This is a genomic window from Pseudomonas sp. KH_027 (assembly GCF_057838565.1).
Map to the genome: position 1 here is coordinate 4,072,515 of NZ_CM174470.1, position 24,280 is coordinate 4,096,794.

23 protein-coding genes are annotated in these 24,280 nt (G+C 65.9%); 10 read left to right on the forward strand and 13 right to left on the reverse strand.

The window, feature by feature from the left end; translation table 11 throughout:
• Window positions 1-80: 80 nt before the first annotated feature.
• On the reverse strand, window positions 81-467 hold the full coding sequence (locus AC3IYG_RS19005) for a DUF4345 domain-containing protein (RefSeq protein WP_489311064.1): 387 nt from the start codon (window positions 465-467) through the stop codon (window positions 81-83).
• Between the two features lie 131 nt (window positions 468-598).
• Here AC3IYG_RS19005 and AC3IYG_RS19010 point away from each other — a divergent pair, with 131 nt between their 5' ends.
• The 3 genes from AC3IYG_RS19010 (at window position 599) to ypfJ (ending at window position 2,876) form a co-directional block, all read left to right on the forward strand.
• A complete protein-coding gene (locus AC3IYG_RS19010; protein WP_489311066.1) occupies window positions 599-1,033 on the forward strand; it encodes a DUF411 domain-containing protein in 435 nt (144 codons plus the stop codon).
• A gap of 17 nt (window positions 1,034-1,050) precedes the next feature.
• A complete protein-coding gene (locus tag AC3IYG_RS19015; RefSeq protein ID WP_489311068.1) occupies window positions 1,051-1,923 on the forward strand; it encodes a PhzF family phenazine biosynthesis protein in 873 nt (290 codons plus the stop codon).
• A gap of 68 nt (window positions 1,924-1,991) precedes the next feature.
• A complete protein-coding gene (gene ypfJ, locus AC3IYG_RS19020; protein ID WP_489311070.1) occupies window positions 1,992-2,876 on the forward strand; it encodes a KPN_02809 family neutral zinc metallopeptidase in 885 nt (294 codons plus the stop codon).
• Window positions 2,877-2,992: 116 nt separating this feature from the next.
• Here ypfJ and AC3IYG_RS19025 read toward each other — a convergent pair whose 3' ends face one another.
• The 4 genes from AC3IYG_RS19025 to AC3IYG_RS19040 form a co-directional block, all read right to left on the reverse strand.
• Window positions 2,993-3,586: an HAD family hydrolase gene (locus AC3IYG_RS19025; RefSeq protein ID WP_489311072.1), complete on the reverse strand. Its 594-nt coding sequence runs from the start codon at window positions 3,584-3,586 to the stop codon at window positions 2,993-2,995.
• A complete protein-coding gene (gene tesB / locus AC3IYG_RS19030) occupies window positions 3,583-4,452 on the reverse strand; it encodes an acyl-CoA thioesterase II (protein WP_489311073.1) in 870 nt (289 codons plus the stop codon). The genes AC3IYG_RS19025 and tesB overlap by 4 nt, the downstream gene beginning before the upstream one ends.
• Before the next feature lie 71 nt (window positions 4,453-4,523).
• Window positions 4,524-6,122 (reverse strand): SagB/ThcOx family dehydrogenase, encoded by a 1,599-nt coding sequence (locus AC3IYG_RS19035; protein WP_489311074.1) that lies wholly within the window; start codon window positions 6,120-6,122, stop codon window positions 4,524-4,526.
• Window positions 6,119-6,688 (reverse strand): GNAT family N-acetyltransferase, encoded by a 570-nt coding sequence (locus AC3IYG_RS19040; protein WP_489311075.1) that lies wholly within the window; start codon window positions 6,686-6,688, stop codon window positions 6,119-6,121. Before AC3IYG_RS19040 ends, AC3IYG_RS19035 begins: the two co-directional genes overlap by 4 nt.
• A 102-nt stretch (window positions 6,689-6,790) precedes the next feature.
• Here AC3IYG_RS19040 and AC3IYG_RS19045 point away from each other — a divergent pair, with 102 nt between their 5' ends.
• The 3 genes from AC3IYG_RS19045 (at window position 6,791) to AC3IYG_RS19055 (ending at window position 8,971) form a co-directional block, all read left to right on the forward strand.
• Complete coding sequence (locus AC3IYG_RS19045; protein WP_489311076.1) at window positions 6,791-7,711, forward strand: histone deacetylase family protein; 921 nt, start codon at window positions 6,791-6,793, stop codon at window positions 7,709-7,711.
• Between the two features lie 65 nt (window positions 7,712-7,776).
• Complete coding sequence (locus AC3IYG_RS19050) at window positions 7,777-8,256, forward strand: TM2 domain-containing protein (RefSeq protein WP_489311077.1); 480 nt, start codon at window positions 7,777-7,779, stop codon at window positions 8,254-8,256.
• Between the two features lie 10 nt (window positions 8,257-8,266).
• Window positions 8,267-8,971 carry a CTP synthase C-terminal region-related (seleno)protein gene (locus AC3IYG_RS19055; RefSeq protein WP_489311078.1) on the forward strand — a complete coding sequence of 235 codons (705 nt, stop codon included), beginning with the start codon at window positions 8,267-8,269 and terminating at the stop codon, window positions 8,969-8,971.
• Between the two features lie 23 nt (window positions 8,972-8,994).
• Here AC3IYG_RS19055 and AC3IYG_RS19060 read toward each other — a convergent pair whose 3' ends face one another.
• Window positions 8,995-9,243, reverse strand: coding sequence for a DUF1127 domain-containing protein (locus AC3IYG_RS19060; RefSeq protein WP_489311079.1), 249 nt, complete (start codon window positions 9,241-9,243; stop codon window positions 8,995-8,997).
• Window positions 9,244-9,425: 182 nt separating this feature from the next.
• Here AC3IYG_RS19060 and AC3IYG_RS19065 point away from each other — a divergent pair, with 182 nt between their 5' ends.
• Both AC3IYG_RS19065 and trhA read left to right on the forward strand, forming a co-directional pair.
• Window positions 9,426-10,877, forward strand: coding sequence for an aminotransferase-like domain-containing protein (locus tag AC3IYG_RS19065; protein WP_489311080.1), 1,452 nt, complete (start codon window positions 9,426-9,428; stop codon window positions 10,875-10,877).
• Between the two features lie 146 nt (window positions 10,878-11,023).
• A complete protein-coding gene (gene trhA, locus AC3IYG_RS19070; RefSeq protein WP_489311081.1) occupies window positions 11,024-11,641 on the forward strand; it encodes a PAQR family membrane homeostasis protein TrhA in 618 nt (205 codons plus the stop codon).
• A gap of 68 nt (window positions 11,642-11,709) precedes the next feature.
• On the opposite strand, the gene AC3IYG_RS19075 is transcribed toward trhA, so the two are convergent.
• The 6 genes from AC3IYG_RS19075 to AC3IYG_RS19100 all read right to left on the reverse strand — a co-directional run bounded on the left by AC3IYG_RS19075 (window position 11,710) and on the right by AC3IYG_RS19100 (window position 20,274).
• The gene (locus AC3IYG_RS19075) at window positions 11,710-13,665 is read right to left on the reverse strand and encodes a PhoX family protein (protein ID WP_489311082.1); all 1,956 of its coding nucleotides are present in this window, start codon (window positions 13,663-13,665) and stop codon (window positions 11,710-11,712) included.
• A 53-nt stretch (window positions 13,666-13,718) separates the two neighbouring features.
• A complete protein-coding gene (locus AC3IYG_RS19080; protein ID WP_489311083.1) occupies window positions 13,719-14,486 on the reverse strand; it encodes an energy transducer TonB in 768 nt (255 codons plus the stop codon).
• The gene (gene tolR / locus AC3IYG_RS19085) at window positions 14,483-14,935 is read right to left on the reverse strand and encodes a protein TolR (protein ID WP_489313959.1); all 453 of its coding nucleotides are present in this window, start codon (window positions 14,933-14,935) and stop codon (window positions 14,483-14,485) included. The genes AC3IYG_RS19080 and tolR overlap by 4 nt, the downstream gene beginning before the upstream one ends.
• Window positions 14,936-14,946: 11 nt before the next feature.
• On the reverse strand, window positions 14,947-15,657 hold the full coding sequence (gene tolQ, locus AC3IYG_RS19090; RefSeq protein WP_489311084.1) for a protein TolQ: 711 nt from the start codon (window positions 15,655-15,657) through the stop codon (window positions 14,947-14,949).
• A gap of 93 nt (window positions 15,658-15,750) precedes the next feature.
• Window positions 15,751-17,691, reverse strand: a complete 1,941-nt coding sequence (locus AC3IYG_RS19095) for a phytase (RefSeq protein WP_489311085.1) — start codon at window positions 17,689-17,691, stop codon at window positions 15,751-15,753.
• A 66-nt stretch (window positions 17,692-17,757) separates the two neighbouring features.
• Window positions 17,758-20,274, reverse strand: coding sequence for a TonB-dependent receptor (locus tag AC3IYG_RS19100; RefSeq protein ID WP_489311086.1), 2,517 nt, complete (start codon window positions 20,272-20,274; stop codon window positions 17,758-17,760).
• Window positions 20,275-20,664: 390 nt separating this feature from the next.
• On the opposite strand from AC3IYG_RS19100, the gene AC3IYG_RS19105 reads away from it, so the two are divergent.
• Complete coding sequence (locus tag AC3IYG_RS19105; RefSeq protein ID WP_489311087.1) at window positions 20,665-21,579, forward strand: GGDEF domain-containing protein; 915 nt, start codon at window positions 20,665-20,667, stop codon at window positions 21,577-21,579.
• Between the two features lie 6 nt (window positions 21,580-21,585).
• Window positions 21,586-22,623 carry an AraC family transcriptional regulator gene (locus AC3IYG_RS19110; RefSeq protein WP_489311088.1) on the forward strand — a complete coding sequence of 346 codons (1,038 nt, stop codon included), beginning with the start codon at window positions 21,586-21,588 and terminating at the stop codon, window positions 22,621-22,623.
• A gap of 66 nt (window positions 22,624-22,689) precedes the next feature.
• Here AC3IYG_RS19110 and AC3IYG_RS19115 read toward each other — a convergent pair whose 3' ends face one another.
• Window positions 22,690-24,279: an MFS transporter gene (locus AC3IYG_RS19115; RefSeq protein WP_489313960.1), complete on the reverse strand. Its 1,590-nt coding sequence runs from the start codon at window positions 24,277-24,279 to the stop codon at window positions 22,690-22,692.
• Window position 24,280: the final 1 nt, after the last annotated feature.

Here is a 24,280-nt window from a genome sequence, read left to right on the forward strand (position 1 = left end):
GTTGGTTACTTCAAGCGCGGATGCCTGGGGTCCTGAGACAAGGCGCCGAACTTGACGAATTGCACTGGCCACACAGGCCACTAGCCGCGCTGCAACGCCCGCAGCGCCATAAAGGCCAAGCCCGCCGACACGGCCTCGAACAGCAGCGCGTAGAGATTGAAGGTCTGCTGCAGGCCGCCATCCAGCCACAGCCCGGCGATGCGCCCGAACGCCAGCGCCGCATAGAGCAGCACCAGCAGGGTCAGGGCGGATCGGGCCAATTCGAGCCGCGCCGTGGCCAACAGCAGAAACACCGCCAAGCCCAGTTGCAGGCCGCCATAGTAGGCGCGCACATCGGTGATCGCTGCGGGCTGCATCAGCAACATGCCGCTGAGATTGGCCATCTCCTGCGGGCGAACGAAATAGGCCAGGCCAAAGCCGGTCAACACCAGGGCTTGCACGGCCAGCAGGATTCGGGCGAACAGCATCAGTACATCTCCAGGCACGGTTAGGGTGCCTGGAGGATAGGCCGCGCCGCCATATCAGGAAACAGGCAGACGCTTGGGCCGACACGCGCGCGCCGCTATGCTAGCCGGACTGTTTGCCAAGGAACCCTGCCATGCGCCACCTCATTCTGCTCACCGCCCTGTTTGCCGGTGCGCTGCAAGCCGCCGAACCGATTGCCATCGACGTTTATCGCGACCCCAACTGCGGCTGCTGCAAGGCTTGGATCAGCCACCTGCAAAGCAACGGCTTCAAGGTCGCGGATCATGTTGAGAACAACATGGCCGAGGTGAAAAACCGCCTCGGCGTGCCACATCGGCTGGCGTCCTGCCACACCGGGGTAATCGATGGCAAGTTCGTCGAAGGCCATGTGCCCGCCGCGGACATCCTCAAGTTGCGGCAACAGCCGGACCTGCTCGGCGCCGCCGTACCCGGCATGCCCACCGGCTCGCCCGGAATGGAACGCGGGGAAGTGCGGGACGCCTATCAAGTCATCGGCCTCAGCCGCGATGGCTCGGATCAGGTGCTGACTGCTTACCCGGGCAACTGACGCTACACGGAGCCGCCATGTCCCCACTGGTTTACTGGCAACTCGATGTATTCGCCGAGCGCCCGCTGGCCGGTAACGGCCTGGCGGTTTTCCCCGACGCCCGCGCGCTGTCGCCAGCCGCCATGCAGGCGCTGACGCGGGAGTTGCGCCAGTTCGAGTCGCTCTTCCTGCTGCCCGGCACCGGCCCCGGTGAATACGCCGCGCGGATCTTCACCCTGGAAGAGGAGCTGCCCTTCGCCGGCCACCCGATCATCGGCGCGGCCGCCCTGCTGCATCACCTGTACAGCCCGGCTGCAACCGCCGAATGGACGCTGCACCTGGCGGCGAAAAGCGTGCACCTGCATACACGCCGGCAGGGTTCGGGCTTTTACGCGCAGATGGATCAGGGTCAGGCCGAGTTCGCTGCGTCGCTCAGCCGCGCGCAAGCCCTGCTAGTCGCCGAGGCTTTTTCGTTGAGTGCCGCCGACCTGGATGACCGCTACCCGGCCACGGTGGTCAGCACCGGCCTGCCCTACCTGCTCCTACCGGTCACCGCTCGCGGCCTGGCAGGCGCCAAACAACGGCGCACACTCGATAGCGAATTGGCGGTCCATGGCGCAGCTTTCGTCTTTCTGCTGGAGGTGGATGGCCACGAAGGCCGCACCTGGGACCCGCTCGGCGTGATCGAGGATATCGCCACCGGCAGCGCCGCCGGTCCGGTCGCGGCCTTTCTGGTGCGGCATGGCCTGCATCGGCCCGACGAAGCCTTCAGCCTCAACCAGGGCCGTTTCCTTGACCGCCCCAGTCGGCTGGATGTTAGTGTTGGCGCTGACGGCCATGTGCGCGTGGGCGGCAGTGTGCAGCTGCTGGCACGTGCCGAGCTGCAGGTCGGCGTGAGCGAGCTCGGCTGACGGCCGGTCTGGCGCCTCTCGCAAGCAGCAACGACACTCAACCCCCAAGGATCAGGAGGAACGCTCAAATGCTCTGGAAAAAAGCCCGACGCAGCGACAATGTGGTGGACGCCCGCGACAGCGGCGGCGGTGGCGGCATGCGCATGGGCGGCGGCAAGGGCCTGAGCCTCGGCGCGGTCGCCATCATCGTGGTGATCGGCCTGGTGACGGGCCAGGACCCGATGCAGATTCTCGGTCAACTGGCCGGCCAGGCCGGCGTCTCCACCAGCACCGTAGAACCGCAAACGGGCCGTGCGCCGGCGGCCAACGACGAGCAGTCGGAATTCGTCCGCGCCGTGCTCGGCGATACCGAAGACACCTGGCGGGCGATCTTCCAGCAGGCCGGCAAGCAATACCAGGACCCGACCCTGGTGCTGTTTCGCGGCGGGGTGAATTCGGCCTGCGGCTTCGCCTCTTCGGCAACCGGGCCGTTCTACTGCCCCGGTGACCGCCAGGTGTACCTGGACCTCGACTTCTTCCGCGAAATGGCCCAGCGCTTTTCCGCCGCCGGCGACTTCGCCCAGGCCTACGTGATCGCCCACGAGGTCGGCCACCATGTGCAGACCCTGCTCGGCGTCTCAGCCATGGTCAATGCCGCACGCCAGCGCGGGGAGAAACTCGAAGGCGCGAATGGTTTGCTGGTTCGCCAGGAGCTGCAGGCCGATTGCCTGGCCGGCGTCTGGGCCTTCCATGCGCAGCAGCGACTGGACTGGCTGGAGTCCGGCGACCTGGAAGAAGCCCTGACCGCCGCCAATGCGATTGGCGATGACCGCCTGCAAAAGCAGGCACGCGGCCAGGTGGTGCCCGACTCCTTCACCCACGGCAGCTCGGCGCAGCGCATGCGCTGGTTCAGCACCGGGTTCGAGAACGGCCAGGTCAACCGCTGCGATACCTTCAAGGCAACCCGGCTGTAAGCCGAGCCCCGTCAGCCCGCTGCCTGGCTCATCATGCTACGGGCACGGGCCTGCGGGGCTTCGCTACGCTCCGCGTGCGCCAGGGCCGACAGCAGCACTGAACGAAGCAATCGCCGTCAAAGAAACAGCAGGCGTTGCAACTCGGCACAGTCGCGAGCAAAGCCATCCGTCAGCTCCGGCCAGGGGTTTTCCGGCAGGTTGACCAGCACGCCGTGGGCGCCTGCGGCGCGGGCGCAATCGAGATCGAAGCGGTAGTCGCCGACCATCACCAGTTCATTGGCGGCAACGCCCCATTGCTGCGCCAGCTGCAGCAGACCGCCGGGGTCGGGCTTGGGTGGCGCTTCGTCGCGGCCGATCACATCGCCGCTGGCGAAACAGTCTGCCAGGCCGATGGCCGCCAGCGTCAACAGCGCCAGCTCGTGGGCATTGCGCGTCAGGATGCCGAGCCGGTAACCGCGCGCATGCAGCTCGCGCACCAACTCGATGGCGCCAGGCGCCGGCCGAGAGGCGTGCGCCAGTTCGCGCTCATGGGCCAACAGCCAGGCATGCTTGGCCGCCGCCTCATCCTCGGGCAGCGCCGCCAGATGATGGAGAATGTCGTCCAGCGCCGGGATGGCCAACTCACGGCGGATGGCGTCGAAATCATGCACGGCCACCGTCAGGGTGCCGTCCATGTCGAACACCCAGTGCCGGGCGTCGCTCAGCTTCACTTCCAGTCCTCACGCACCCGCGTCAGCCCTTCTTGCGCCACCGAGGCCACCAACTGGCCGGCGCGGTTGAAGATACTGCCGCGCGCGAAGCCGCGGGCGTTGCCCGACCAGGGGCTGTCCATGGCGTACAGCAGCCAGTCGTCCATGCGCAGGTCATGGTGGAACCAGATCGAGTGATCGAGGCTGGCGACCTGCATGAACTTCTGGAATACCGAAACGCCATGGGGCTGCATCGAGGTGGTCAGCAGGTTGAAATCCGTGGCGTAGCCCAGCAGGTATTTATGCAGTTGGCGCTCATCCGGCAGGTTGCCGTCGGCGCGGAACCAGACATATTTGACCGGCTCACAGACCTGCGGATCGAATGGGTTGATGTCGGTTACCGGGCGAATCTCAATCGGCTGGGGGCTGGTAGCGCGCTCCAACATGCGCTCCGGGATGGTCGCCGTCGACAAACGGGCCAGCTCGGTTTCCGACTTGAAGTTTTCCGGCCCCGGCACCTCGGGCATCTGCAATTGGTGGTGCAAGCCTTCTTCGTCGTACTGAAAGGAGGCGCTGCAGGTGAAAATCGGCTTGCCCTTCTGGATCGCCGTTACCCGCCGGGTGCTGAAACTGCCACCATCGCGCACCCGATCGACCTGATAGACCACCGGCAGGCTGGCATCGCCCGGCCGTAGAAAGTAACCATGCAGCGAGTGCACATGCCGCGCTTCCTCGACCGTCTGGCTCGCCGCGGAGACGCACTGGCCAAGCACCTGACCACCGTACAACTGACGGAAACCGAGATCCTGGCTGACGCCGCGAAACAGGTTTTCCTCGATCTGCTCCAGGCTCAGCAAGGCCACTAGATCATCGAGTATTTGGCTCATCGGTTTTTCCTCATCAAGCGCTTGTTGTTCACGTACGACTTCTTTGCGCGACAGTTTCAGTGACAGGCGGGTCATTCCGGCGCTGGGCGACGCATGGCCGGGTAAGCCGGCAGCGTGCTCAAGCGTTCGTCCCACACCGCGCGACCCAAGGTGAAATGGTAAAGGCTTTGCCAGCGGCTGTCGGCAAGCCCGAGCAATTCATGCACCGCCGGGTCGAAATAACAGCCGATACCGGTACCGGACAAACCGGCGGCCTCGGCTTCGAGGTAGAGCAACTGGCCGATCAGGCCACATTCCCAGTAAAGCCGCGGATAATGCCAGGCGCCCATTGCCAGGGCCTGGTCGAAACGCGCCAGCATCGCCAGGGCGACACACCCGTCGCTGGCGATCGCCTGCCCGCAGGAAAGGAACTCGGCCAGCCCACGGGCATCGCCTGCGAGCAGACGATACAGCGGCAACTCGGCGTCCACTCTCTGCCAGAGGAAATCCTCGCGCAAGGCTTGTGGCTGCCCATCACCGCGCGCCAACCAGTACAGGCCTGGCGCCAAACCCTGCACGCGATGGACGAACAGCAGCAGATCGACCTGAGCGGGCTCGCCCGTCACGGCAAACGGCACCGGTGAATTAGCCGGCATCAGGCGTCGCAACCAGGCCAGCAGGAGCTCGACCTGGATACCGCTCCTGCCGTCCATGGCCTGGGCGCTGCGGCGCCGATGCAGCAACGGGCGCAGCGGCAGGCCGGGATTATCCAGCAGCGCACGCCCCGCGTCAGCCAACCAAGGCTGGGGCGCCAGGGCCGGAGCACGGCAGTGCTGCTGCACCCGCTGCAACGCGGGCCAGTCGCGATAATGGCGCGAGAGGCGGTTGGGCCTGCCCGCCAGCGGCAAGGCGGCGAGGCGCTCCAATAAGGCGCGGGGCAACCGCGGCTCAGCCGCCTGCGCGGGGCCGATCCAGAGCAGCGCATCCACGGTTTCCGCCTCGGCAAAACCCTCACGGTCCAGCCCGAACGGCCCATCCAACTGCGCCTCGGCCGTGCCGCGCAGCAGCCTCACCTGCCAGCCCAGTGGGCTGGCGGCGATAGCCAGGCACGCCAGGGCATGGCCAAGGTCGTGCTGACAGTAGCGGTAGGCGCGCTCGCCGTACTTCCAGGCCTCGCGCCAAGAGATGCTGGTCAACGCCAGGAGCACTCCGCCGGCGGGCAGTGCCGCAGTCAGTTGCGCCGCCACAGGCGCCGGCAACTGCGCGCGCACCTCCAGGGTATGGGCATCGGCGCTGTAGTGGACGAGCAGACCGTCCTCTTCCAGTGCGCCCGGCGGCAGCAACAGGTAGGCCTCGGTCGGATGCAGGTTACCGCTCGAGGGATTGACCCGCAGCGCCCAGCGGCTGCCGCCGGCGTCCTTCCAGGCCGACAGCCCGAGGCTGTCGTACAGCAGTTGCGACAGGCTGGCGCGGCTGAGCGGCGCCACCTCGGCCAGCGGCGCGGCGAACACCGCATCATAGGCCGGCGACTCTTCCAGCGGGCGATGCTGCAGCTCGATCAAACGCGCCCCGGCATAGCGCCGGAACGCCGCCGGTTGGGTGGCCCAGTCCAGTTGCCCGGGGCCCGGCGCATAGTGATCGGGGCGGTGCATGCTCAGTAGGTGATAGGTGCGAACCTCGTCCTCAGTCATGGCCGCGCCGTCCACTCATGCCGGTTGATCCGGTACAGCGCATGCGGCCGCAGCGGGTGCCCCGCCGGCAATCCGGGATGGGCGAAATCATCCGCCATGTTGTGCTGCATACCGGTCCGCTCCATGACCGCTCGCGAAGGCCGATTGGCCGGCACACTGAACGCCACTACCTGATCCAGGCCCAGTCGCTCGAAGCCACAAGCCAACGCCGCGTTGGCCGCTTCGCTGGCAAACCCCTGCCCCCAACTGTGCCGCGCCAGGCGCCAGCCAATCTCGATGGCCGGCATGAAATGCGCCTCGAAACCCGGCACGCCCAACCCGGTAAAGCCGATAAAGGCAGCATTGTCCTTGCGCTCCAGCGCCCAGAGGCCGAAGCCGTGCTCGGCAAAATGCACACCTATACGTTCGACCAGCGCGGCCGCCTCGCCCTCTGTCAGGGTGGCAGGGAAAAAGCGCATCACTTGTGGGTCGGCACACAATGCCGCGAAGGGCGCCAGGTCCTCATCACGCCAGGTACGCAATAACAGGCGTGGGCTTTGCAGTTCAATCGGCACTCTGTTCTCCATGCTGCGGCCCTCTCCCGGCGACAAGTGGGAAAGCAATGGTTTAGCTAGCAGTAACACGGCGCGATATTCTTAACCGCACCCTACCTGGACACCCTACGCATTATGCCGCTGCCGCTGGTCTACCACGACGATTACAGCCCGCCCTTCCCGGCCAACCATCGATTTCCGATGGAGAAATTCCGCCTGCTGCGCGATCACTTGGTGGACAGCGGCCTGACCAGCGACGCCAAGCTGCGGCGCCCGCAACTGTGCCCCGGCGATGTGCTCGCCCTGGCCCATGACCCGGCCTACATCGAACGCTTTCTCAGCGGCGAGCTCGGCCGCGAGGAGCAACGCCGCCTCGGCCTGCCCTGGAGCGAAGCCTTGGCCCGGCGTACCGTGCGCGCCGTGGGCGGCTCGCTGCTGGCGGCGGAACTGGCGCTCGAACACGGCCTGGCCTGCCACCTGGCCGGCGGTACGCACCACGCCCATTACGATCATCCGGCCGGCTTCTGCATCTTCAACGACATGGCGGTGATCAGCCAGTATCTGTTGGCCGCCGGCAAAGTCAGCCGCGTGCTGATTTTCGATTGCGACGTGCATCAGGGTGACGGCACCGCACGCATCCTCGCCGATACCCCGGAGGCGATCACCGTCTCCCTGCACTGCGAGAAGAACTTCCCCGCGCGCAAGGCCGACAGCGACTGGGATATCCCGCTGCCGATGGGCATGGGCGATGCCGATTACCTGCGGGTGGTCGAGGATGCGCTGAACTACCTGCTGCCGCTCTACCAGCCGGACATCGTGCTCTATGACGCCGGCGTGGACGTGCATAAGGACGATGCCCTGGGCTATCTGAAACTCACCGACCAGGGCCTGGCCGCGCGGGATGAACAGGTGATCCGCCAGTGTCTGGGGCGGGATATCCCGGTGGTCGGGTTGATCGGCGGCGGCTACGACCCGGACCGCGAAGCGTTGGCCAGACGGCATGGCATCCTGCATCACAGCGCGCAAAGGGTCTGGCAGGACATCGCCAACGGCTAGCGACGCCATCGGCAAACAGCTAGAGTCGCCGCACTTTTTATCAATCGACATGGACGTTAGCTGCGATGCAAGAAGCCCAGCCCTACCAAGCGCCGCCATCGAACCTCGACGTCGAAAGCGTCTACTGCCGCAGCTGCGGTGCGCATATCGCCGCCAACGCCGCGCACTGCACGCAATGCCAGGCCGGCCAGAACCTCAACCCGAAGAGCAAGGTCACCGCCGGCATACTCGCCATCCTCCTTGGCGGGCTGGGTATCCACCGCTTCTACCTCGGCCAATGGTGGGGGCTGTTCTATCTGCTGTTTTTCTGGACCTGGATTCCCGCGCTCGTCGCACTGGTCGAAGGCATCGTTTTTCTCTGCACCAGCGAAGCCAAATGGCAGGCGAAATACGCCAACGTCAAGAGCGGCTCGGGCATCGTGCTGGCGATAGTCGGCGTATTCGTTTTCGTCTTCATGGTGGGCATCCTCGCGGCCATCGCCATTCCGGCCTATCAGGGTTACGTCAAGCGCGCCCAGCAGGCGCAGCTGCAGCAGCAACACTGAGGTAAGCCGCATGCCCAGTTTCAGCATCGGCCTGATCGGCGATTACGACGCCACGGTCATTGCCCACCAGGCCATCCCGCCGGCACTGGAGTTGGCCGCCGCAGCACTGGACGTCACACTTCAGGTCGAGTGGCTGGCGACCGATGCGATCCACAGCGGCGAACACCTGAGTGGCTTCGCCGGTCTCTGGTCCGTGCCCGCCACGCCCTACCGCAATATGGACGGTGCGCTGCTGGCGATCCGCCATGCACGCGAACAGGGCGTGCCGTTTCTCGGCACCTGTGGCGGCTTCCAGCATGCGCTGATCGAGTACGCCCGCAACGTGCTCGGCTGGGCCGATGCCGAGCACGCGGAAACCGCCCCGCAAGGCGCGCGCCTGGTGATCGCCGCGCTGGCTTGCGCGCTGGTCGAGGTGAATGGCGAGCTGCGCTTTGTGCCGGGCTCACGCCTGGCCAGGGCCTACGGCCAGGCGCACGCCAACGAGGGATATCACTGCCGCTTCGGCCTGAACCCCGAGTTCGCCGCCGCCCTGGCCGCCGGGCCACTGCGGCTCAGCGCGTTCGATGAATTCGGCGATGCCCGCGCCATCGAGCTCGATGGCCATCCATTCTTCGTCGGCACCTTGTTCCAGCCGGAGCGAGCGGCGCTGGCGGGGCGCATACCCGCACTGGTGCGGGCCTTTGTCGAAGCCGTCGCCAGCCACCCTCCGCGATAAACCAGAAGCCACCCCGCCACTGCTCACAACCGCCAGAACGGGCGCAAGGCTTCTGCCCGCGCTTGCTCGCGGCTGAGACCGATATCGCGCAACTGCGCAGCGTCCAGATCGAACAAGGCTTTGCGCGTGTTCAGGCGGCGCCAAAACAACTTCCAGCGGCTTTGGCCAGGCAGTGCTTCGGCTGGCCGAGACAGGTACAGAACAGGCTCTTGCTCGTCCTGCAAAAGTTCCTGTTCATGGAGTGTCAGACGTACATCGCTCAAGCCGTTCATGCCGCTTCTCCTGTGGCCTCGCTGAAGTGAGACTGCATGATGGCGGCCAAAAGAAAGGCATTACAGATTCAAAAAAATACTATTTACACCATACAGACACCGCCGATTCACTTCTGAATGCTGTATTTTTGCATCTTCTGTACTGGTCTCCAGGCACCGAATACCTCAGAGGCGTATCTGTCATGAAGCTCTACACCACGCTGGCCGTGACCCTGGGTGAACGCATCGAACAGGGTTTCTACCGTCCGGGTGACCGCCTGCCGTCGGTGCGCGCGTTGGCCCTGGAGCACGGTGTCAGCCTGAGCACCGTGCAGCAGGCTTACCGCCTGTTGGAAGACGGCGGCCTGGCCGAACCGCGACCCAAGTCCGGCTATTTCGTCCCGCAGCGCCGTGAGATTCCGGCCCTGCCCGCCATGAGCCGCACGGCCCAGCGGCCGGTGGATATCTCGCAGTGGGAGCAGGTACTGGAACTGGTGCGCACCAGCCCCAGTGACAATCTGGTGCAGCTTGGCCGCGGCATGCCGGACATCAGCAGTGCAACCCTAAAACCCCTGCTGCGCGCGCTCAGCCAGGTCTCCCGACGCCAGGACAAGCGTGGGCTGCTGTACGACAACATCCAGGGCACCCTGGCATTGCGCGAGCAGGTCTCGCGCCTGCTGCTCGACTCCGGCTGCCAGATCCCGCCCAGCGAGATCGTCATCACCACCGGTTGCCACGAAGCGCTGTCCGCCGCGATTCGCGCCATCTGCGAGCCCGGCGCTATCGTCGCGGTAGACTCGCCGAGCTTCCACGGGGTGATGCAGACCCTCAAGGGCTCGGGCATGAAGGCGCTGGAGATCCCCACCGACCCGGTCAACGGCCTCAGCCTGGAAGCCCTCGAACTGGCCCTGGAACAGTGGCCGATCAAGCTCATCCAGCTCACCCCGAACTGCAACAACCCGCTCGGCTACATCATGCCGGAGGAGCGCAAGCGCGCCCTGCTGACCCTCGCCCAGCGCTACGACGTGGCCATTCTCGAAGACGATGTCTACGGCGAACTGGCCTACCGCTACCCGCGCCCGCGCACCATCAAGTCCTTCGACGAGGATGGCCGCGTGCTGCTGTGCAGCTCCTTCTCGAAAACCCTCGCCCCCGGCCTGCGCATCGGCTGGATCGCGCCCGGGCGCTACCTCGACCGCGTACTGCACATGAAGTACATCAGCACCGGCACCACCGCACAGCAGCCGCAACTGGCGATCGCCGACTTCATCGAACACGGCCATTTCGAACCGCACCTGCGGCGCATGCGCAGCCAGTACCAAGGCAACCGCGACCTGATGATCGACTGGGTGGCGCGCTACTTCCCGGCCGGCACGCGCGCCAGCCGGCCGCAAGGCGGCTTCATGCTCTGGGTCGAACTGGAGGAAGGCTTCGACAGCCAGCGCCTGAACCGCGCCCTGCTGCCGCAAGGTGTGATGGTCGCCGCCGGCAGCATCTTTTCCGCCTCGGGCAAGTACCGCAACTGCCTGCGCTTGAACTACTCGAGCAAACCCACCGCGCAGATCGAAGAAGCCGTGCGCCGGGTCGGCGAAACCGTCGCGCACATGCTGGAGGCCGAACACATGGCGAGCCCTGAGCCGGAAATATGGCGATAGGCGACGCCAAACACCCGTGCCCGTGACGCCGACTTAAACCGTGAGCCGAACAGCGCATCTACCGACGTCGATTGCAGTCGCGCGGGCTTTGCGGCATAAGCCTCGGGCGCTGTTGGTGTCGCAGCGCTTCACGATCAGGAACAAGCATGTATCACGGTGAAAAACTCAACGCCTGGACCCACTTGGTCGGCGCGGTGCTGGCCGCTATCGGCGCGGTCTGGCTGCTGGTATTGGCCAGCCTGGATGGCGACCCCTGGAAGATCGTCAGTGTCGCGATCTATGGCGTGACCCTGCTGCTGCTCTACAGCACCTCGACGGTCTATCACAGCGTGCAAGGCCGCGCGAAGGTGATCATGCGCAAGCTCGATCACCTGTCGATCTACCTTTTGATCGCCGGCAGCTACACCCCGTTCTGCCTGGTGAGCCTGCGCGGGCCGTGGGGTTGGGGGCTGTTCGCCGCGGTCTGGGGATTGGCGCTGATCGGCATGCTGCAAGAGATCAAGCCGCGCTCCGAGGCACGGGTGCTGTCCATCGTGATCTATGCGGTGATGGGCTGGATTGTGCTGATCGCGGTCAAACCGCTGCTCGCCGCCCTCGGCACCGCGGGCTTCACCTGGCTGGCCGCTGGCGGCGTTTTTTACACCGTCGGGATCATTTTCTTCGCCTTCGACAGCCGCTTCCGCCACTGGCATGGCATCTGGCACCTGTTCGTTATCGCCGGCAGCGTGCTGCACTTTGTCGCGATCCTGCGTTACGTTTTGTGAGCGCCCGGTGCGGCGCCTGATAAAAAACCCGGCCGAGGCCGGGTTTCTTCATCTCCCAGCCTCGCCACTCAACTGCCAATCAGCCCGCCATCATTCTTGGTGATCAGCACCGTGGTCGAGCGCGGCCGCGTCTTGCCGTCGCTGGCCGGGAAGCTGATGCCCGGGTGCTGGATATTCGCCCACATCGCCTTGCCATCCGGGCTCCAGGCCAGGCCGGTGAGCTCGCAGCCGCGCGGGCCGACTAGGAAGCGACGGACTTCGCGGGTCTTGGGGTCGGCACAGAGCAGTTGGTTGCAACCCATGGCCTGCATCGGCGCCTCGATGTCGTCGTAGTCGGTCTGAATCCACAGGCGACCGACGGCATCGAAGGCCAGGCCGTCCGGCGAGGAGAAGATGTCGCCGTTGATGGTGCCGGTGAGGTTGGCCGGCACCGGCTTGCCGTCCTGGCCTTTGGCGCCCTGGTGCTCGCCGGCGAGCAGGAAGAGCTCCCAGGTGAATGCCAGGGCGGTGGGGTCGGCGTTCTGCTCGTTGAAGCGCAGGATCTGCCCGTGCAGGTTGCGTGGGCGCGGGTTGGCCTTGTCCAGCGGCTGTTTGTCGCCACGGCCATCGTTGTTGGTCAGGGCCACGTAGACCTCGCGGGTCTGCGGGTGGACGCTGGCCCATTCGGGGCGGTCCATCGGCGTGGCGCCGGCGCGGTCGGCTGCGGCGCGAGCGGTGAGCAGCAGCTCTTCCTGGCTGGCGAAACCGTTCTCGGCGGTGAGGCCGTTCTGCCCGTGCACCAGGGCCAGCCATTGACCTGAACCGTCGGCGTCGAAGCGCGCGGCATAGAGGGTGCCGCTGTCGAGCAGGTCGCGGTTGGCCTTGGACCTGGCCGGGTCGTACTGGCCGGCCGGGACGAACTTGTAGACGTATTCGCCCTTGGCGTCATCGCCGGAGTAGAAGGCCATGCGCCCGTCGGCGCCCAGGCTCAGCGCCGCGCATTCGCGGCTGAAGCGGCCGAAGGCGGTGCGCTTGATCGGCTGGCTCAGCGGGTCGAAGGGGTCGATCTCGACCACCCAGCCGAAGCGGTGCGGCTCATGCACATAGCCGCCATGGGGCTGGTCGGCGTAAGGCGTGGCGTCGAAGCGCGGGTCGGCGGTTTCCCAGGCGTAGTTCTTGCTGGTGCCCTGATTGGCCAGGCCGTAACGCTTGTGCGAGACACGCTGTTCCCAATCCTGCTTGTCGCGGTTGATGAAATAGTTGTGCCAGTTCTCCTCACAGGTGAGGAAGGTACCCCAGGGGGTGATGCCGGTGGCGCAGTTGTTAAGGGTGCCGAACACTTCCAGACCGCTCGGGTCGCTGGCGGTCTTCATCAACTCATGACCGGCCAGCGGACCGGCGATGCGCATGCCGGTGAGCATGCTGATGCGGCGGTTGTAGGGCGAATCCATGACCCGCTGCCAGTGGCCGTCGGCGCCCCTTTTCACTTCGATCACCGAGACGCCGTGGGCGGCCTGCTCCTTGCGCACTTCATCCAGCGGGCGCGGCTGGCTCTGGTCGATCTTGCCGCTGGGGTGCAGCGGTGGGTTGACGTATTCGTGATTCATCACCAGCAGGCCACGGTTGCTGTCGCCCTCGAAAGCGAAGAACTCCATACCGTCGTGGTTGTCGCCGGCCTGTTTGAGCTGAGCCTGCCAGTCGTCGCTGGCATCCGGGCTCCAGGCCGGGGCGCCGGCTTCCACCGGGTCGCCCCAGGAGAAGAACGGCGTGGCGCGGTAGCCCTCGGCCACCAGCACGCGGTCGAACTGCGGGTTGATCTGCACCGGCACGCCCTTGAAGCCCAGCAGCGGGCTGGCCGTGACGCGGCTGCAGGCGCTCAGGCCACCAGCGAAGAAGCCGAGTGCGGCGAGGGTCAGGCCACCCTTGAGCACATTGCGCCGTCCCGGGTCGAGCAGTTGCTCCAGGCCGGGGTTGCGGCTGGGGTTGATCGACTGGTCGTCGTGGGCTTCCAGGCTGGCGTGGAAGCGGTTGAAGTCCTGGTTCATCACGGGTCTCTCGGTGGTTGAGTCAGACAGCGCCGGCTTGCCGCCGGACGACGTCAGGGCTCGATGCGGTAGGTGAAGGTGTTTTTCACGTTGAGTACGGCCACGGCCTTGCCGTCGATCACCCTCGGCTGGTAGCGGAAGCTGTTCGCCGCGCTCAGCGAGGGGCGGATGAACAGCGGATGGCAATTGCCGACCACCTGCGGGTTTTCCACCCGCCCCTGGGTGTTGACCGTGTAGCTCACCGTGCAGTCGCCCTGGATGCCTTTGTCCAGCGCCCGCTGCGGGTAGTTCGGCGCTTGCTTGGCGATGGGCAGGTATTGGCGGCTGGCGGCTGTCGCGGCGGCGGCCTGCTGGCGCTGTTGTTCGGCCAGGCGTTGCTGGGTTTCCAGCTGTTCGCGCTGCTCGCTGTCGCGGCGTTGCTGTTCCTGCGCCCGGCGTTGTTCGAGGCGCTGCTGCGCTTGCTGCTGTTTCTGCGCCTCCACCCGCTTGCGCGTCAGGGCGGCCTGCTCGAGTTTCTGCTGTTCGATGCGTGGCTCGTTCTGCGGCTCGACACGGGGGTTCACGGGCTCGACCGGCAGCGCCGCTGGCGTCTCGACCATAGCGGCAGGTGGTGCGGGCGGTGCCAGGGCGACCAGTTGCATCTTGATGCTGCTGGGCTGCGGGAGTGGCGGCTCGGTGACCGCCCAGTTGTTCAGGAGAAAAGCGCCCAATGCCAGGTGCAAGCCCAGCGCCAGGGCTGCCGCGCCGGCATGACGCAGGCTGTTGCGCGGCAGCGAAGGCAAGGCGAAATACACGCGGTTGTCCATCGGCACGGCGCTCACTGCGGGGCCTCGGTGATCAACCCGAGGTTGCTCACCCCGCCCTGCTGCAACGCAGCGATGCCAGCGACCACGGTGGCGTAATCGGCGGCCCGGTCGGCACGAATGTAGACCTGGGTGTCGCCGCGCGCGCTGATGATCCGGCTGACCTTGGCGGTCATCTCCTCCAGGTTCAGCGCATGCTCGCTGCTGCCTTGCTGCGCGGTGTCCAGCTCGCCGCCGAGGTTCCAGTAATAGCTGCCATCGGCCTGCACCGAGAGGGTGAGAATCTGCTGCCGGTTGTCGGTGGGCAGCGCCTGGCTGGCGACTTTCGGCAGTTCGAGCTTCACCCCCTGGGTAAGCATGGGCGCGGTGACCATGAAGATCACCAGCAGCACCAGCATCACGTCGATATAGGGCACCACGTTCATTTCGGCCTTGGGGCCGTGCTTGCTCTGCGGCCTGCGCATAATGACCATTCCCCTCAGGCGGCAGCGGCGACGCGGGCGCTGCCGGTGTGCAACGTGCGGTGCAGGCGAACCTGCAGCTCATTGCCGAAGTTGTAGTAACGCGCCGTAAGCGTGGCGACGCGGGCGCTGCAGCGGTTGTAGGCGATCACCGCGGGGATCGCGGCGAACAGGCCGATGGCGGTGGCGATCAGCGCTTCGGCGATGCCAGGGGCGACCGTCGAGAGGGTCGCCTGCTGCACCTGGGACAGGCCGATAAAGGAGTTCATGATTCCCCAGACAGTGCCGAACAGGCCAATGTAGGGGCTCACCGAGCCGACCGTGGCGAGGAACGGCAGGCCCTTCTCCAGGCGCTCTTCCTGTTCGCCGATGGCCACCAGCAGCGCGCGCTCGACCCCGTCGATCACCACGTCGCCGGCAATCCCCGGTTCGCGTTTGAGCTGGATGAACTCATGGTAGCCGGCCTGGAAGATCTGCTGCAGGCCGGCATCTTCGTCGCGGCGCTCGGCGCTCTCGCGGTACAGCTGGCCCAGCTCGCCGCCGCTGCGAAACCGCAGTTGGAAGCCCTGCGACTGGCGCTCGTTGCGCCGCAGCACGGCGCTGCGCTGGATGATCAGGTACCAACTGAGCAGCGAGGCCAGCAGCAAGGTGAGCATGACCGCCTGCACCAACAGGCTGGCGTCGCTGACCAGGCCCCAGAGGGTCATCTGTTCGAGTGTGCTGTGCATGGTGGATCTCCTGCTTTGCGCGCCCGCCCGCTTTCCAGCAGCGGGTGGGCGCTATTCGATTACGTTGCCGTTACCGGTTGATGACAGCCGTGGTTATTCCAGACCCAGGGCAGCGGCCACCGCCGACCAGGGCAGGTATTTGTAGTTCTGGTTGCCTTCCGGCATGCGCTTGCGGCCGTCCTGCACCACCAGCAAGCCCTGCGTCCAGGGACCGCCGAGGTTGGCCGAGGTGACATCCAGGCCGTCGGTCTCGGACACGCCGTCGATGCCGCGTTCGCCGTTCAGACCGATGCGGAAGGCACCGCGCCGGGCATAGGGCGCCTGGCCGTCGAGCACCACGTAGCTGTCGTTGCCCTGGCTGGAGATCACCAGGTAGTCGTGTTTGGCGCCCTGGTAGAAGCCCAGGCCTTCGATGTCCTTGTCCACCCCTTCGCCGACCGCGATGACCTTCTCCAACGTGGCCGGCGCTTCGGCGCGGGCATCGAGGGTCCAGACGGCGGCGCCTTCCTCGCCGACGAACAGGCGCTCGCCACGGTCGTCGGCGACGCAACCTTCCGGCTGGCTGGCGACCTTGAAGCGACGCAGCAGTTCAGCTTTGAGCCGACCGTCCGCCGCGCTCAGACGGTATTGCAGGAAGCTGCCGTCCTTGTCGTTGGGGATGGCATGAATTGCCCCCTGACGGTCCTGGAACAGGCACAGGCCGTAGATGTCCTTGAGCGGCGTCGGCACTTGGCCGAGGTCGCGCACGCTGCCGCTGCGGCGGTCGATGGCGAACACTTGCAGGCTGTTGTGATCGCGGTTGCTGGCCACGGCCAGGTCGACGGTTTGCTCGCCGAGGACGAAGCCTGGGCGCAGGTCGACGTTGTTCAGGCGACCGACGCGCAGGGTCTGCAGCTGCTTGCCGGCGAGGTCGTAGACCAGCAGACCGCCCTGTTTGTCGGTGGCGAGCACACGGCTCTGGCTCGGGTCGCCAGGGTTGATCCAGATGGCCGGGTCGTCGGCGGCGTCGCCGAGGCTGGGCACCCACTCGGTCTGCACCTGTACCGGCAACACCGGCAGGCGCTCGGCCGCGGCCGGCGCCGCTGGCAGCCAGTCCAGCCGGCCCTGGTGCAGGCCCTGATCGTCGCCGATCAGCAGCTCCAGACCGTTGCCCTGGCGTCGCACACTGAGGCGCTCCGCTTCCTCCAGCCCGGTCAGCGGCAAGCTCGCCTCGGCCCGCCAGCCCTGAGCGGTGCGGCGATAGCGATGCAGGACATTGGCCTGCGGATCGAGCGCCAGCACGCCGCCGGGCACCAAGGCCATGCCGCCCAAGCCGTTGGCGATATCGCCGAACGGCTGCAGCAGGCCGACCGGTTGGCGCACCAGGTCGGCTTCGGCATGCGCCTGGTAAGCCCACAGGCCGACGTTCTCCTCGTTGACGTAGAGCAGTTCGGCGTCATCATCGACCTGGCAATACTCGCTGGCCGGCGGCAGGCTCAGGCCGCGCACGCGCTGCGGTTCGGCCAGCGGGGTTTCCTGTTGGGCCACCAGCCACTGTTCGCCGATGCCTTCCTCGCCGACCAGAAAGAGGAATTCGTTGCGCCCGGCATCGCGGTACAGGCACAGGCCGTTGACCTTGAAGCTCGGGCGCGGCAAGTACTGTGGCGTAGCCCAGGCTTTGCGGCCGGTGGCCAGGCTGACCAGCAGCGGTTGCTGGCGGTCGACATCCAGCGCCGCCACCAGCAGCCCGCGGCTGCCGACGCGGTGGTCGAGGCTGCCGAAGGTGCCGGGCAAGCGGCTGAGAGTGACGCCTTGGTCATCAAGCAGGAACAGCCCCTGCTGCTTGCTCGCCAGCAGGCGATCGGCGCCGGGCCAGAAACTGTCGTCGGCCAGCAGTTGGGCGGCTTCGACCTTGATCGCGCTGGCCGCCGACCAGGGCTGCAGGCTCGGGCTCGGCAGGTTCTGCGCCAGGTCCTGGCTCTGGCAGGCGGCCAGGGCCAGCAGGCTGGCAAGCCCGACGGCGGCGAGGGGGTTGCGGGAGTAGTGGTTGCTCATCAAGCGGTTAATCCTTGTTATGCGCTGCGCGCCGGGCATGGTGGCGGTCCAGGCCCGGCGCATCGATCAGAAGTGGGTGAAGGTCAGGCCGAGCTTGTAGGTCGGTCCGTACTCTTCGTACTGGGCGTTCAGGCGGCTGCTGCCGCTGTAGGCGTAAAAGGTTTCGTCGGTGAGGTTCTGCGCCTCGAACTTGAGCTGCAGGTTCTTGCTCAGGAAGTAACCGGCGCTGAAGTCGACGAATACCTGGTCGTCGACATGGATGTCGTGGGCCTTGTCGGCGATGCCGGCGACTTCGTAGAGGTAGTCGGACTTGTAGTTGGCCGACAAACGCAGGCTCAGCGTGTCGTTCTCCCAACCGAGCATCAGGTTGCCCACCGTGTCGGACTGGTTGGGCAGGTCGATGTCGCGCTCCAGGTTGCGGCCGCTGTCGTTGTCGTAGCCGCTGATGCTCGCGTCGGAGCGGCTGAAGGTGGCGTTGGCGCCCAGCAGCACGCCGTTCCAGGGGGCCGGCAACCAGTCGAGCTTCTGCGAGTAGGCCAGTTCCAGGCCGTACAGCTTGGCGCTGTCACCATTGGCAAAGCTATTGGCTTCGCTGAAGCCGAGCCATTCGCCGGTGCCGGCCAGGTCGGCGTTGTAGACAAAGTTGTCGATGTCTTTGTAGAACAGGAAGGCGGACAGCACGCCGGCGCGACCCAGGTAGTGCTCGATGCCGAAGTCGAAGTTGCTCGACTCCAGCGGCTTGAGATTCGGGTTGCCGAACGCGGCCTCGTCGCCGTCGATGATGAAGCCCGGCGCCAGTTGGCCGAAGGTCGGGCGCACCACAGTGTTGGTCCAGGCAGCGCGCACCTGGGTGTTCTTGTCCAACTGGTAGCGCGCGTGCAGGCCGGGCAGCCAGTGGTGGTAATCGTTGCGCGCCTCGATGGCCTCGAAGTCGCCATCGCGGATACCGGTGCCCTTGGCCTCGAACTCGGTGCCTTCGTAGCGCATGCCGGCGATGAAGCGCCAGTCATCGATATCGACGCTGTGCATCAGGTACGCGGCGTTGAGGTCTTCGCTCATCTCGAAGTCGTTCACCCGCGACTCTTCCTCGTTGTAGAAGGTGTCGCGGTCGAGGCCGCCGAGCAGGTTCTTGATCTTGCTCGCCGACAGGCCGGGGCCGAAGTCGTCGAGGCTGTAGTCCACCGCGCCCTTGGTGAACTGATCCATGGCCAGTTGCTCGTCGCTGAAGCCGAAATCGCCGAAGTCTTCGTAGGTCCAGATATCGGTGTCGTTGTCCTTGTCGCGGCGGCTGAGTTTGCCGCCGAACTTGACCTGGGCGGCGTAGCCTTGCAGCTCGTAGTCGCGGGCCAGATCGAGCTTGATGTTCTTCTCGGTGTCGGTGGTGTCTTCTTCGGCCCACTCGACTTGATCCAGGCTGAAATTGGCCGGCTGGTAGAACGCGCTGTCGACGTTCAGGCGCGGTTTCTCGCTGTCGTAGAAGCCGACATCGGTGAAGTCGTCGTTGCCCTCGAACGTGGCGCCGGCGATGTGGCCGGGGGTGTCCTCGCTGGACTGGCTGTAGCCGACCTGGCCGCCCAGGGTCCAGAGGCCCAGCAGGCGTTCGCCGCCGAATACATAGGACTGGATTTGCTGGGTTTCTTCGCGGTCTTTCAGCTCGCGGAAGCCTTCGGCATCGCCCGTTTCGCCCGGCAGTTGCGCAGCGGCGAACTCGACGCCGGCGGCGTTGCGGGTTTCGGTGTCCTTGTAGCGGCTGTAGAGGGTGCGCAGGTAGTAGCTGGACAGATCATCCGGCGTGTAATCGAAGTTCAACCCCATGCCGGTGCGTTCGCGGCTGATCTCGTAGTCGCGCTGCTCGAACTGTTCCAGGCGGTCTTCATCCCAGTCTCCGCCGGTTTCCACGTTGTCCGAGCCGAAGTCGCGCTTCTGCCAGCTCAGCGCGGCGGCCACGCCGAAGTTGTCGGTGCCGTCGCCGAGGCTGAAGCGGTCGCTCACCGCGCCGGAGAATTTCGGGCTGGTCTGCTCGGTGTTGTCGTCGTAGCTGCCTTCCGCGCTGCCGGTGTAGAACAGCCCGTCATGGTCGAAGGCCGAGAGACTTTCCACCTCGATGGTGCCACCGAGGGAGTTGGCGTCCATGTCCGGGGTCAGGGTCTTGACCACGGTCAGCGACTGCACCAGCTCAGACGGCAGCACGTCGAGGGCCACCGCGCGGCGCTCGCTTTCCGGCGAAGGCACCAGGGTGCCGTTGATGGTCACGCTGTTCAGGTCCGGGCCGAGGCCGCGCACGCTGACGAAACGGCCTTCGCCCTGGTCGCGCTCGACGGCAACACCCGGCAGACGCTGCAGCGCTTCGGCGGCGTTCTGGTCCGGCAACTGGCCGATGCCGTCGGCATGCACCACGCTTTCCGTGCTGTCGGAGTTGCGCTGATCTTTCAGCGCCTTGTCGATGCTCACGGCCTGGCCGATCACTTCGACATATTCGGTGCCTGGCTCGGCGGCCAGCACTGCCGCGCTGGAGGCCATCGCCAGTGCCAAGGCGCTGAGATGCAAACCCGAACGGCGTGCCGTGCTTCTGCGTAGCTTCATCACTTACCCTCCCCAAGAGCGACATGCGCCGGGCAACAATGGCCAGGCAACTTGGGAGCGCAAGCTAGGCAGACGCGATGAAGGTTCTGTGACAGCCCGCGGCGAACCTCGGCGAATAGCCGCTTTTCGCCGGATTTTTCCAGTCAATTGAGCTGAATTGACCTGCACCGCCGGCATCAGCCAGAAGCGCTCGGCAGCCACCGTTACCGGCTCAAGCCGCGACCGGCAGCACCAGCACGCGGGCAACGGACACCGCACGCGCATGGCGACAAAAAAAACCAGCAATTGCCCTGAGCTGAAACGACCTCCCGCGCCGGCCAGCCCTGCAACCAACACGTCACAAACATCTGTTCTGCTGGCGCCCATCGAAACCTGCGGAGCCCACTGGCCATGCCGCCATTGCTGAAGTTGCATACCTGGAAACTCACCGGCCTGCTGCTGGCCGCCAACCTCGGCCTGCTCGTGCACCTGGTCGCCGGCACGGTGAAACCGCTGCCCGAATGGAACTGGACCGACATCGTCGGCGAAGGCGGCTCGGCCCTGCTGGTGCTGATCTGGATCGGCCTGCTACTGAAAAGCCGGCCCGCCGGACGGGTGACCAACCTGCTGTTCTTCGGCCTGGCCTGCCTGTTCTTCTCGCTGTGGATGGACTCGGTCGACGAATTCGTGCAATTGCCAGCGACCTTCAAGTGGGACCAGTGGCTGGAGTCCGGGCCGATGCCGGTGGGTTTTATCCTGCTGACCCTGGGCATCTACCACTGGCACCGCGAACAGCTGGCCATCAGCGCGCAGATGGAAAAGCGCGAGCTGCTGTTTCGCGAGCATCGGTTGTTCGACAAGCTCACCCCGCTGGGCGGCGCCGAATACCTGCGGCGGCAGCTGGAGCTGTCCATGCAGCAGGGTCTGAGCCAGCAGCAACCGCTGTCGCTGATCGCCATCGACGTCGATGACTTCGCCACGATCAACCAGCGCTTCGGCCATGGCGAAGGCGACGACGTGCTGCAGGCATTGACCCAGTTGCTGCTGCTCAACCTGCGCCGTCAGGATCTGCTCTGCCGCCTGGCCGGCGACCGTTTCGTGGTGCTGCTGCCCAATACCGGCGAAAGCCAGGCGCGGCAGATGGCAACTGAACTGCAGTTGGCCGTGCGGCACCTGGCCCACCGCACCCGTCTGCAGGGCGAGCGCCTGCAACTGAGCGCGGCGGTGGCGGTGGTGATGGCGCTCGCCGAGGATGCCGATACCCTGCTCAAACGCCTCAACCTCGGCCTGGCGCGCGCCAAGCAGCCGCTGGCGAAGAGCGCCTGAGCCGTCATGACCCTGAAGACGCCCTGGTACGAATCCGACAGCCGCTTCATTGCCGCGCACTATCAGCCCGCCACGCTGATCGACCTGGGCCTCAGCCGGGGCCTGGACAACCATCGCCTGCTGCGCGGCACCGGGCTGTTCCATGAAGACATCCTCGATGGCCAGGCCCGCATCAGCCCGCAGCAGTTCCTTGCCCTGATCGACAACAGCGCGCACCTGCTCGACGCCGACGACTCCAGCTTTCTCTTCGGCCAGCGCCTGCTGCCCGGCCACTACGGTGCCGCCAGCCAGGCCCTGCAGCAGGCCGCGAACCTGCAGCAGGCGTTGGAGTTGCTGATCGAGCTGCGCCCCTTGCTCAGCCCGTTGCTGACCCCGCGCCTGCTGCTGGACGAGCAGTACGCCTACCTGTATTGGGTCGACAGCGCTGGCGCCGGCGCCCAGTGGCGCTTTCTCATCGAGGCGAGCATGACGGCGGTGGTGGCGATGGCCCGCAGGCTGTCGGGCGAGCGTCTGCCGTGGCGCTTTCATTTCGCCCACAGTGAGCCGCGCTATGTCGAGCAGTACTGGGTGCACCTGGGCGAGGACCTGCTATTCGACAGCCAGGTCGACCTGCTGCGCCTGCCCCGCGAGTACCTGACCCGGCCCTGGCCCAACGCGGCGCAGACCGCCGGCGCCGTGACCCGCCAGCACGCCCTGCAGCAATTGGATGGCCTCGGCTATCGCGCCAGCCTGCTGGACCGCCTGTACGCCTGGCTGCAGGCCAACGTGCGCCAGTCGCCCTCGCTGGAGCAGGCCGCCGAGGCATTCGAAATGAGCCCGGCGACGCTCAAGCGCAAGCTGCGCAAGCACGGCACCCATTACCAGGAACAGCACGACCAGGTGCGCAAGCACGTGGCGCTCTACCTCTACCGGCTCAAGGGTTACAGCAACGAAGAGGTCGCCGGCTTCCTGCACTTCCACGACGCCACCAACTTGCGCCGCTCGTTCAAGCGCTGGACCGGCCTGTCACCGAGCGCCCTGCGGCGTTTGTTCGAAGCCGGCTGACGCGACAGCCACTCCTGCCGATACCCAGGGTGACTTCCAGGCCCAAGCAGGCCGTTCGCGAAACCGTCATGGCGTGCGCCCTACCAGCAGGTGGCTGATGCGCACCGCCACATCGGCGGTTTGAAAGAGCCTTGCCGCCGCTTCGATGCGCTGCTCGCCACGGGTTACCCGGTGGTGGTGACGCAGGTGTTCGAGCCAAGACTCATCGAAGAAGAACTCCAGCCAGCGCCTGGGGTTTTCGCTGTCTTGCACCAACCCCCAGGAAAATGAGCCATTGCGGCGGCGCATGCCGCGCACCTCGGCCATCGCCCGCTGGAAAGCCACGGCATGTTCGGGGGCGATGTCATATTCCAGGGTCACCATCACCGGGCCACGCTCTTGATCCTCGCCCTCGCCAAGGATCGGCACCGGCCAGTGCAGCGAGGGCGCCAAGTCCTCGGCAGCGGTAACCGGCAGGCGGAAGTGGACGGTGAAGCCAATGCCCAGCAGCAGGACGCTGCCGGCTGCGCTCAACGCCTGCGGGATCGAGGCATGGCTGGCGACGTAGCCCCAGAGCATGCTCCCCGCCGCCATACTGCCGAAGAACACCAGGATGTAGACCGCCAGCGCCCGCGCCCGCACCCAGCTCGGCACCGCGGTCTGCGCCGCCACCTGTAGGCTCGACAGCACGGCGATCCAGGCCGCGCCACTGAGCAGCATCACCGGAATCAGCCCGCGGAAATCCCGCAGCAGCGCCAGGGCGAACAGCACCAGCGCATACAAGACACTGGCCAGCGCCACCAGCCAGTCGGCACGAATCGACTCGCGCAGGCGTGGCAGGAACATGGCCCCTAGCACCGCGCCGACGCCGACACTGCCGAGCAGCAGGCCGAAGTCGGCGGCGCTGCCCTTGAGCTCGCTGCGTACGATCAGCGGCAGCAGCGCCATGCCGCCGCTGGCGCCGATAAAGAACGCCGCAGCCCGCACCAGCACCGCCTGCAGCGGTTTGGAACTGCGGCTGTAGCGCCAGCCGGCACGCATGGCGCCAAACAACCGCTCGGCGGGCAGTACCGAGCGGCTCGGCTCGCGCGACCAGAAGAACAGTACGGCGATCACCGCGAAGAACGACAGCGCGTTGAGCGCAAAAGTCGCCCAGGGGCCGCTGAGGCTGACCAGCACACCGGCAATCGCCGGGCCGATGGCCCGTGCGACATTCACGCCAACACTGGACAGGGCAATGGCCGCCGGCAGGTCGGCCTTGCCCACCAGCTCCGGCGTCAGCGCCGACCAGGCCGGCATCATCAACGCCGTGCCGATGCCCATGCCGAGGGTCAGCAACAACAGCAGCGACACCGTCATCTGCCCGTTCAGCGTCAGCAGGGCCAGCAACATGGCCACCGCCGCCATCCACAGCTGCACCAGCAGCAGATAGCGGCGCTTGTCGACGATGTCCGCCAGCGCCCCGGCCGGCAGTGCGAGGAAGAACATCGGCGCCGAGCCCACGACCTGTACCAGCGCCACATTCATCGGGCTGGCCGAAAGCGAGGTCATCAGCCAGCCGGCACCGACCTCATGCATCCAGGTGCCAATGTTCGACGCGATGCTCGCCAACCACAGCCAGCGAAATGTGCTGTGCCGTAGCGGGCTCCAGGCCGAGGACTGCTGCAAGGCCGTCATG

Excerpts from the sequence above, each read along its gene's own strand:
- AC3IYG_RS19005 (WP_489311064.1), bottom strand. The coding sequence starts at position 467 with ATGCTGTTCGCCCGAATCCTGCTGGCCGTGCAAGCCCTGGTGTTGACC.
- AC3IYG_RS19060 (WP_489311079.1), bottom strand. The coding sequence starts at position 9,243 with ATGAACGGCTTGAGCGATGTACGTCTGACACTCCATGAACAGGAACTT.
- ypfJ (WP_489311070.1), top strand. The coding sequence starts at position 1,992 with ATGCTCTGGAAAAAAGCCCGACGCAGCGACAATGTGGTGGACGCCCGC.
- AC3IYG_RS19110 (WP_489311088.1), top strand. The coding sequence starts at position 21,586 with ATGACCCTGAAGACGCCCTGGTACGAATCCGACAGCCGCTTCATTGCC.
- AC3IYG_RS19065 (WP_489311080.1), top strand. The coding sequence starts at position 9,426 with ATGAAGCTCTACACCACGCTGGCCGTGACCCTGGGTGAACGCATCGAA.
- tolQ (WP_489311084.1), bottom strand. The coding sequence starts at position 15,657 with ATGCACAGCACACTCGAACAGATGACCCTCTGGGGCCTGGTCAGCGAC.
- AC3IYG_RS19010 (WP_489311066.1), top strand. The coding sequence starts at position 599 with ATGCGCCACCTCATTCTGCTCACCGCCCTGTTTGCCGGTGCGCTGCAA.
- AC3IYG_RS19045 (WP_489311076.1), top strand. The coding sequence starts at position 6,791 with ATGCCGCTGCCGCTGGTCTACCACGACGATTACAGCCCGCCCTTCCCG.
- AC3IYG_RS19115 (WP_489313960.1), bottom strand. The coding sequence starts at position 24,279 with ATGACGGCCTTGCAGCAGTCCTCGGCCTGGAGCCCGCTACGGCACAGC.
- AC3IYG_RS19015 (WP_489311068.1), top strand. The coding sequence starts at position 1,051 with ATGTCCCCACTGGTTTACTGGCAACTCGATGTATTCGCCGAGCGCCCG.
- AC3IYG_RS19075 (WP_489311082.1), bottom strand. The coding sequence starts at position 13,665 with ATGAACCAGGACTTCAACCGCTTCCACGCCAGCCTGGAAGCCCACGAC.
- tesB (WP_489311073.1), bottom strand. The coding sequence starts at position 4,452 with ATGAGCCAAATACTCGATGATCTAGTGGCCTTGCTGAGCCTGGAGCAG.
- trhA (WP_489311081.1), top strand. The coding sequence starts at position 11,024 with ATGTATCACGGTGAAAAACTCAACGCCTGGACCCACTTGGTCGGCGCG.
- AC3IYG_RS19095 (WP_489311085.1), bottom strand. The coding sequence starts at position 17,691 with ATGAGCAACCACTACTCCCGCAACCCCCTCGCCGCCGTCGGGCTTGCC.
- AC3IYG_RS19040 (WP_489311075.1), bottom strand. The coding sequence starts at position 6,688 with ATGGAGAACAGAGTGCCGATTGAACTGCAAAGCCCACGCCTGTTATTG.
- AC3IYG_RS19100 (WP_489311086.1), bottom strand. The coding sequence starts at position 20,274 with ATGAAGCTACGCAGAAGCACGGCACGCCGTTCGGGTTTGCATCTCAGC.
- AC3IYG_RS19050 (WP_489311077.1), top strand. The coding sequence starts at position 7,777 with ATGCAAGAAGCCCAGCCCTACCAAGCGCCGCCATCGAACCTCGACGTC.
- AC3IYG_RS19105 (WP_489311087.1), top strand. The coding sequence starts at position 20,665 with ATGCCGCCATTGCTGAAGTTGCATACCTGGAAACTCACCGGCCTGCTG.
- AC3IYG_RS19035 (WP_489311074.1), bottom strand. The coding sequence starts at position 6,122 with ATGACTGAGGACGAGGTTCGCACCTATCACCTACTGAGCATGCACCGC.
- AC3IYG_RS19055 (WP_489311078.1), top strand. The coding sequence starts at position 8,267 with ATGCCCAGTTTCAGCATCGGCCTGATCGGCGATTACGACGCCACGGTC.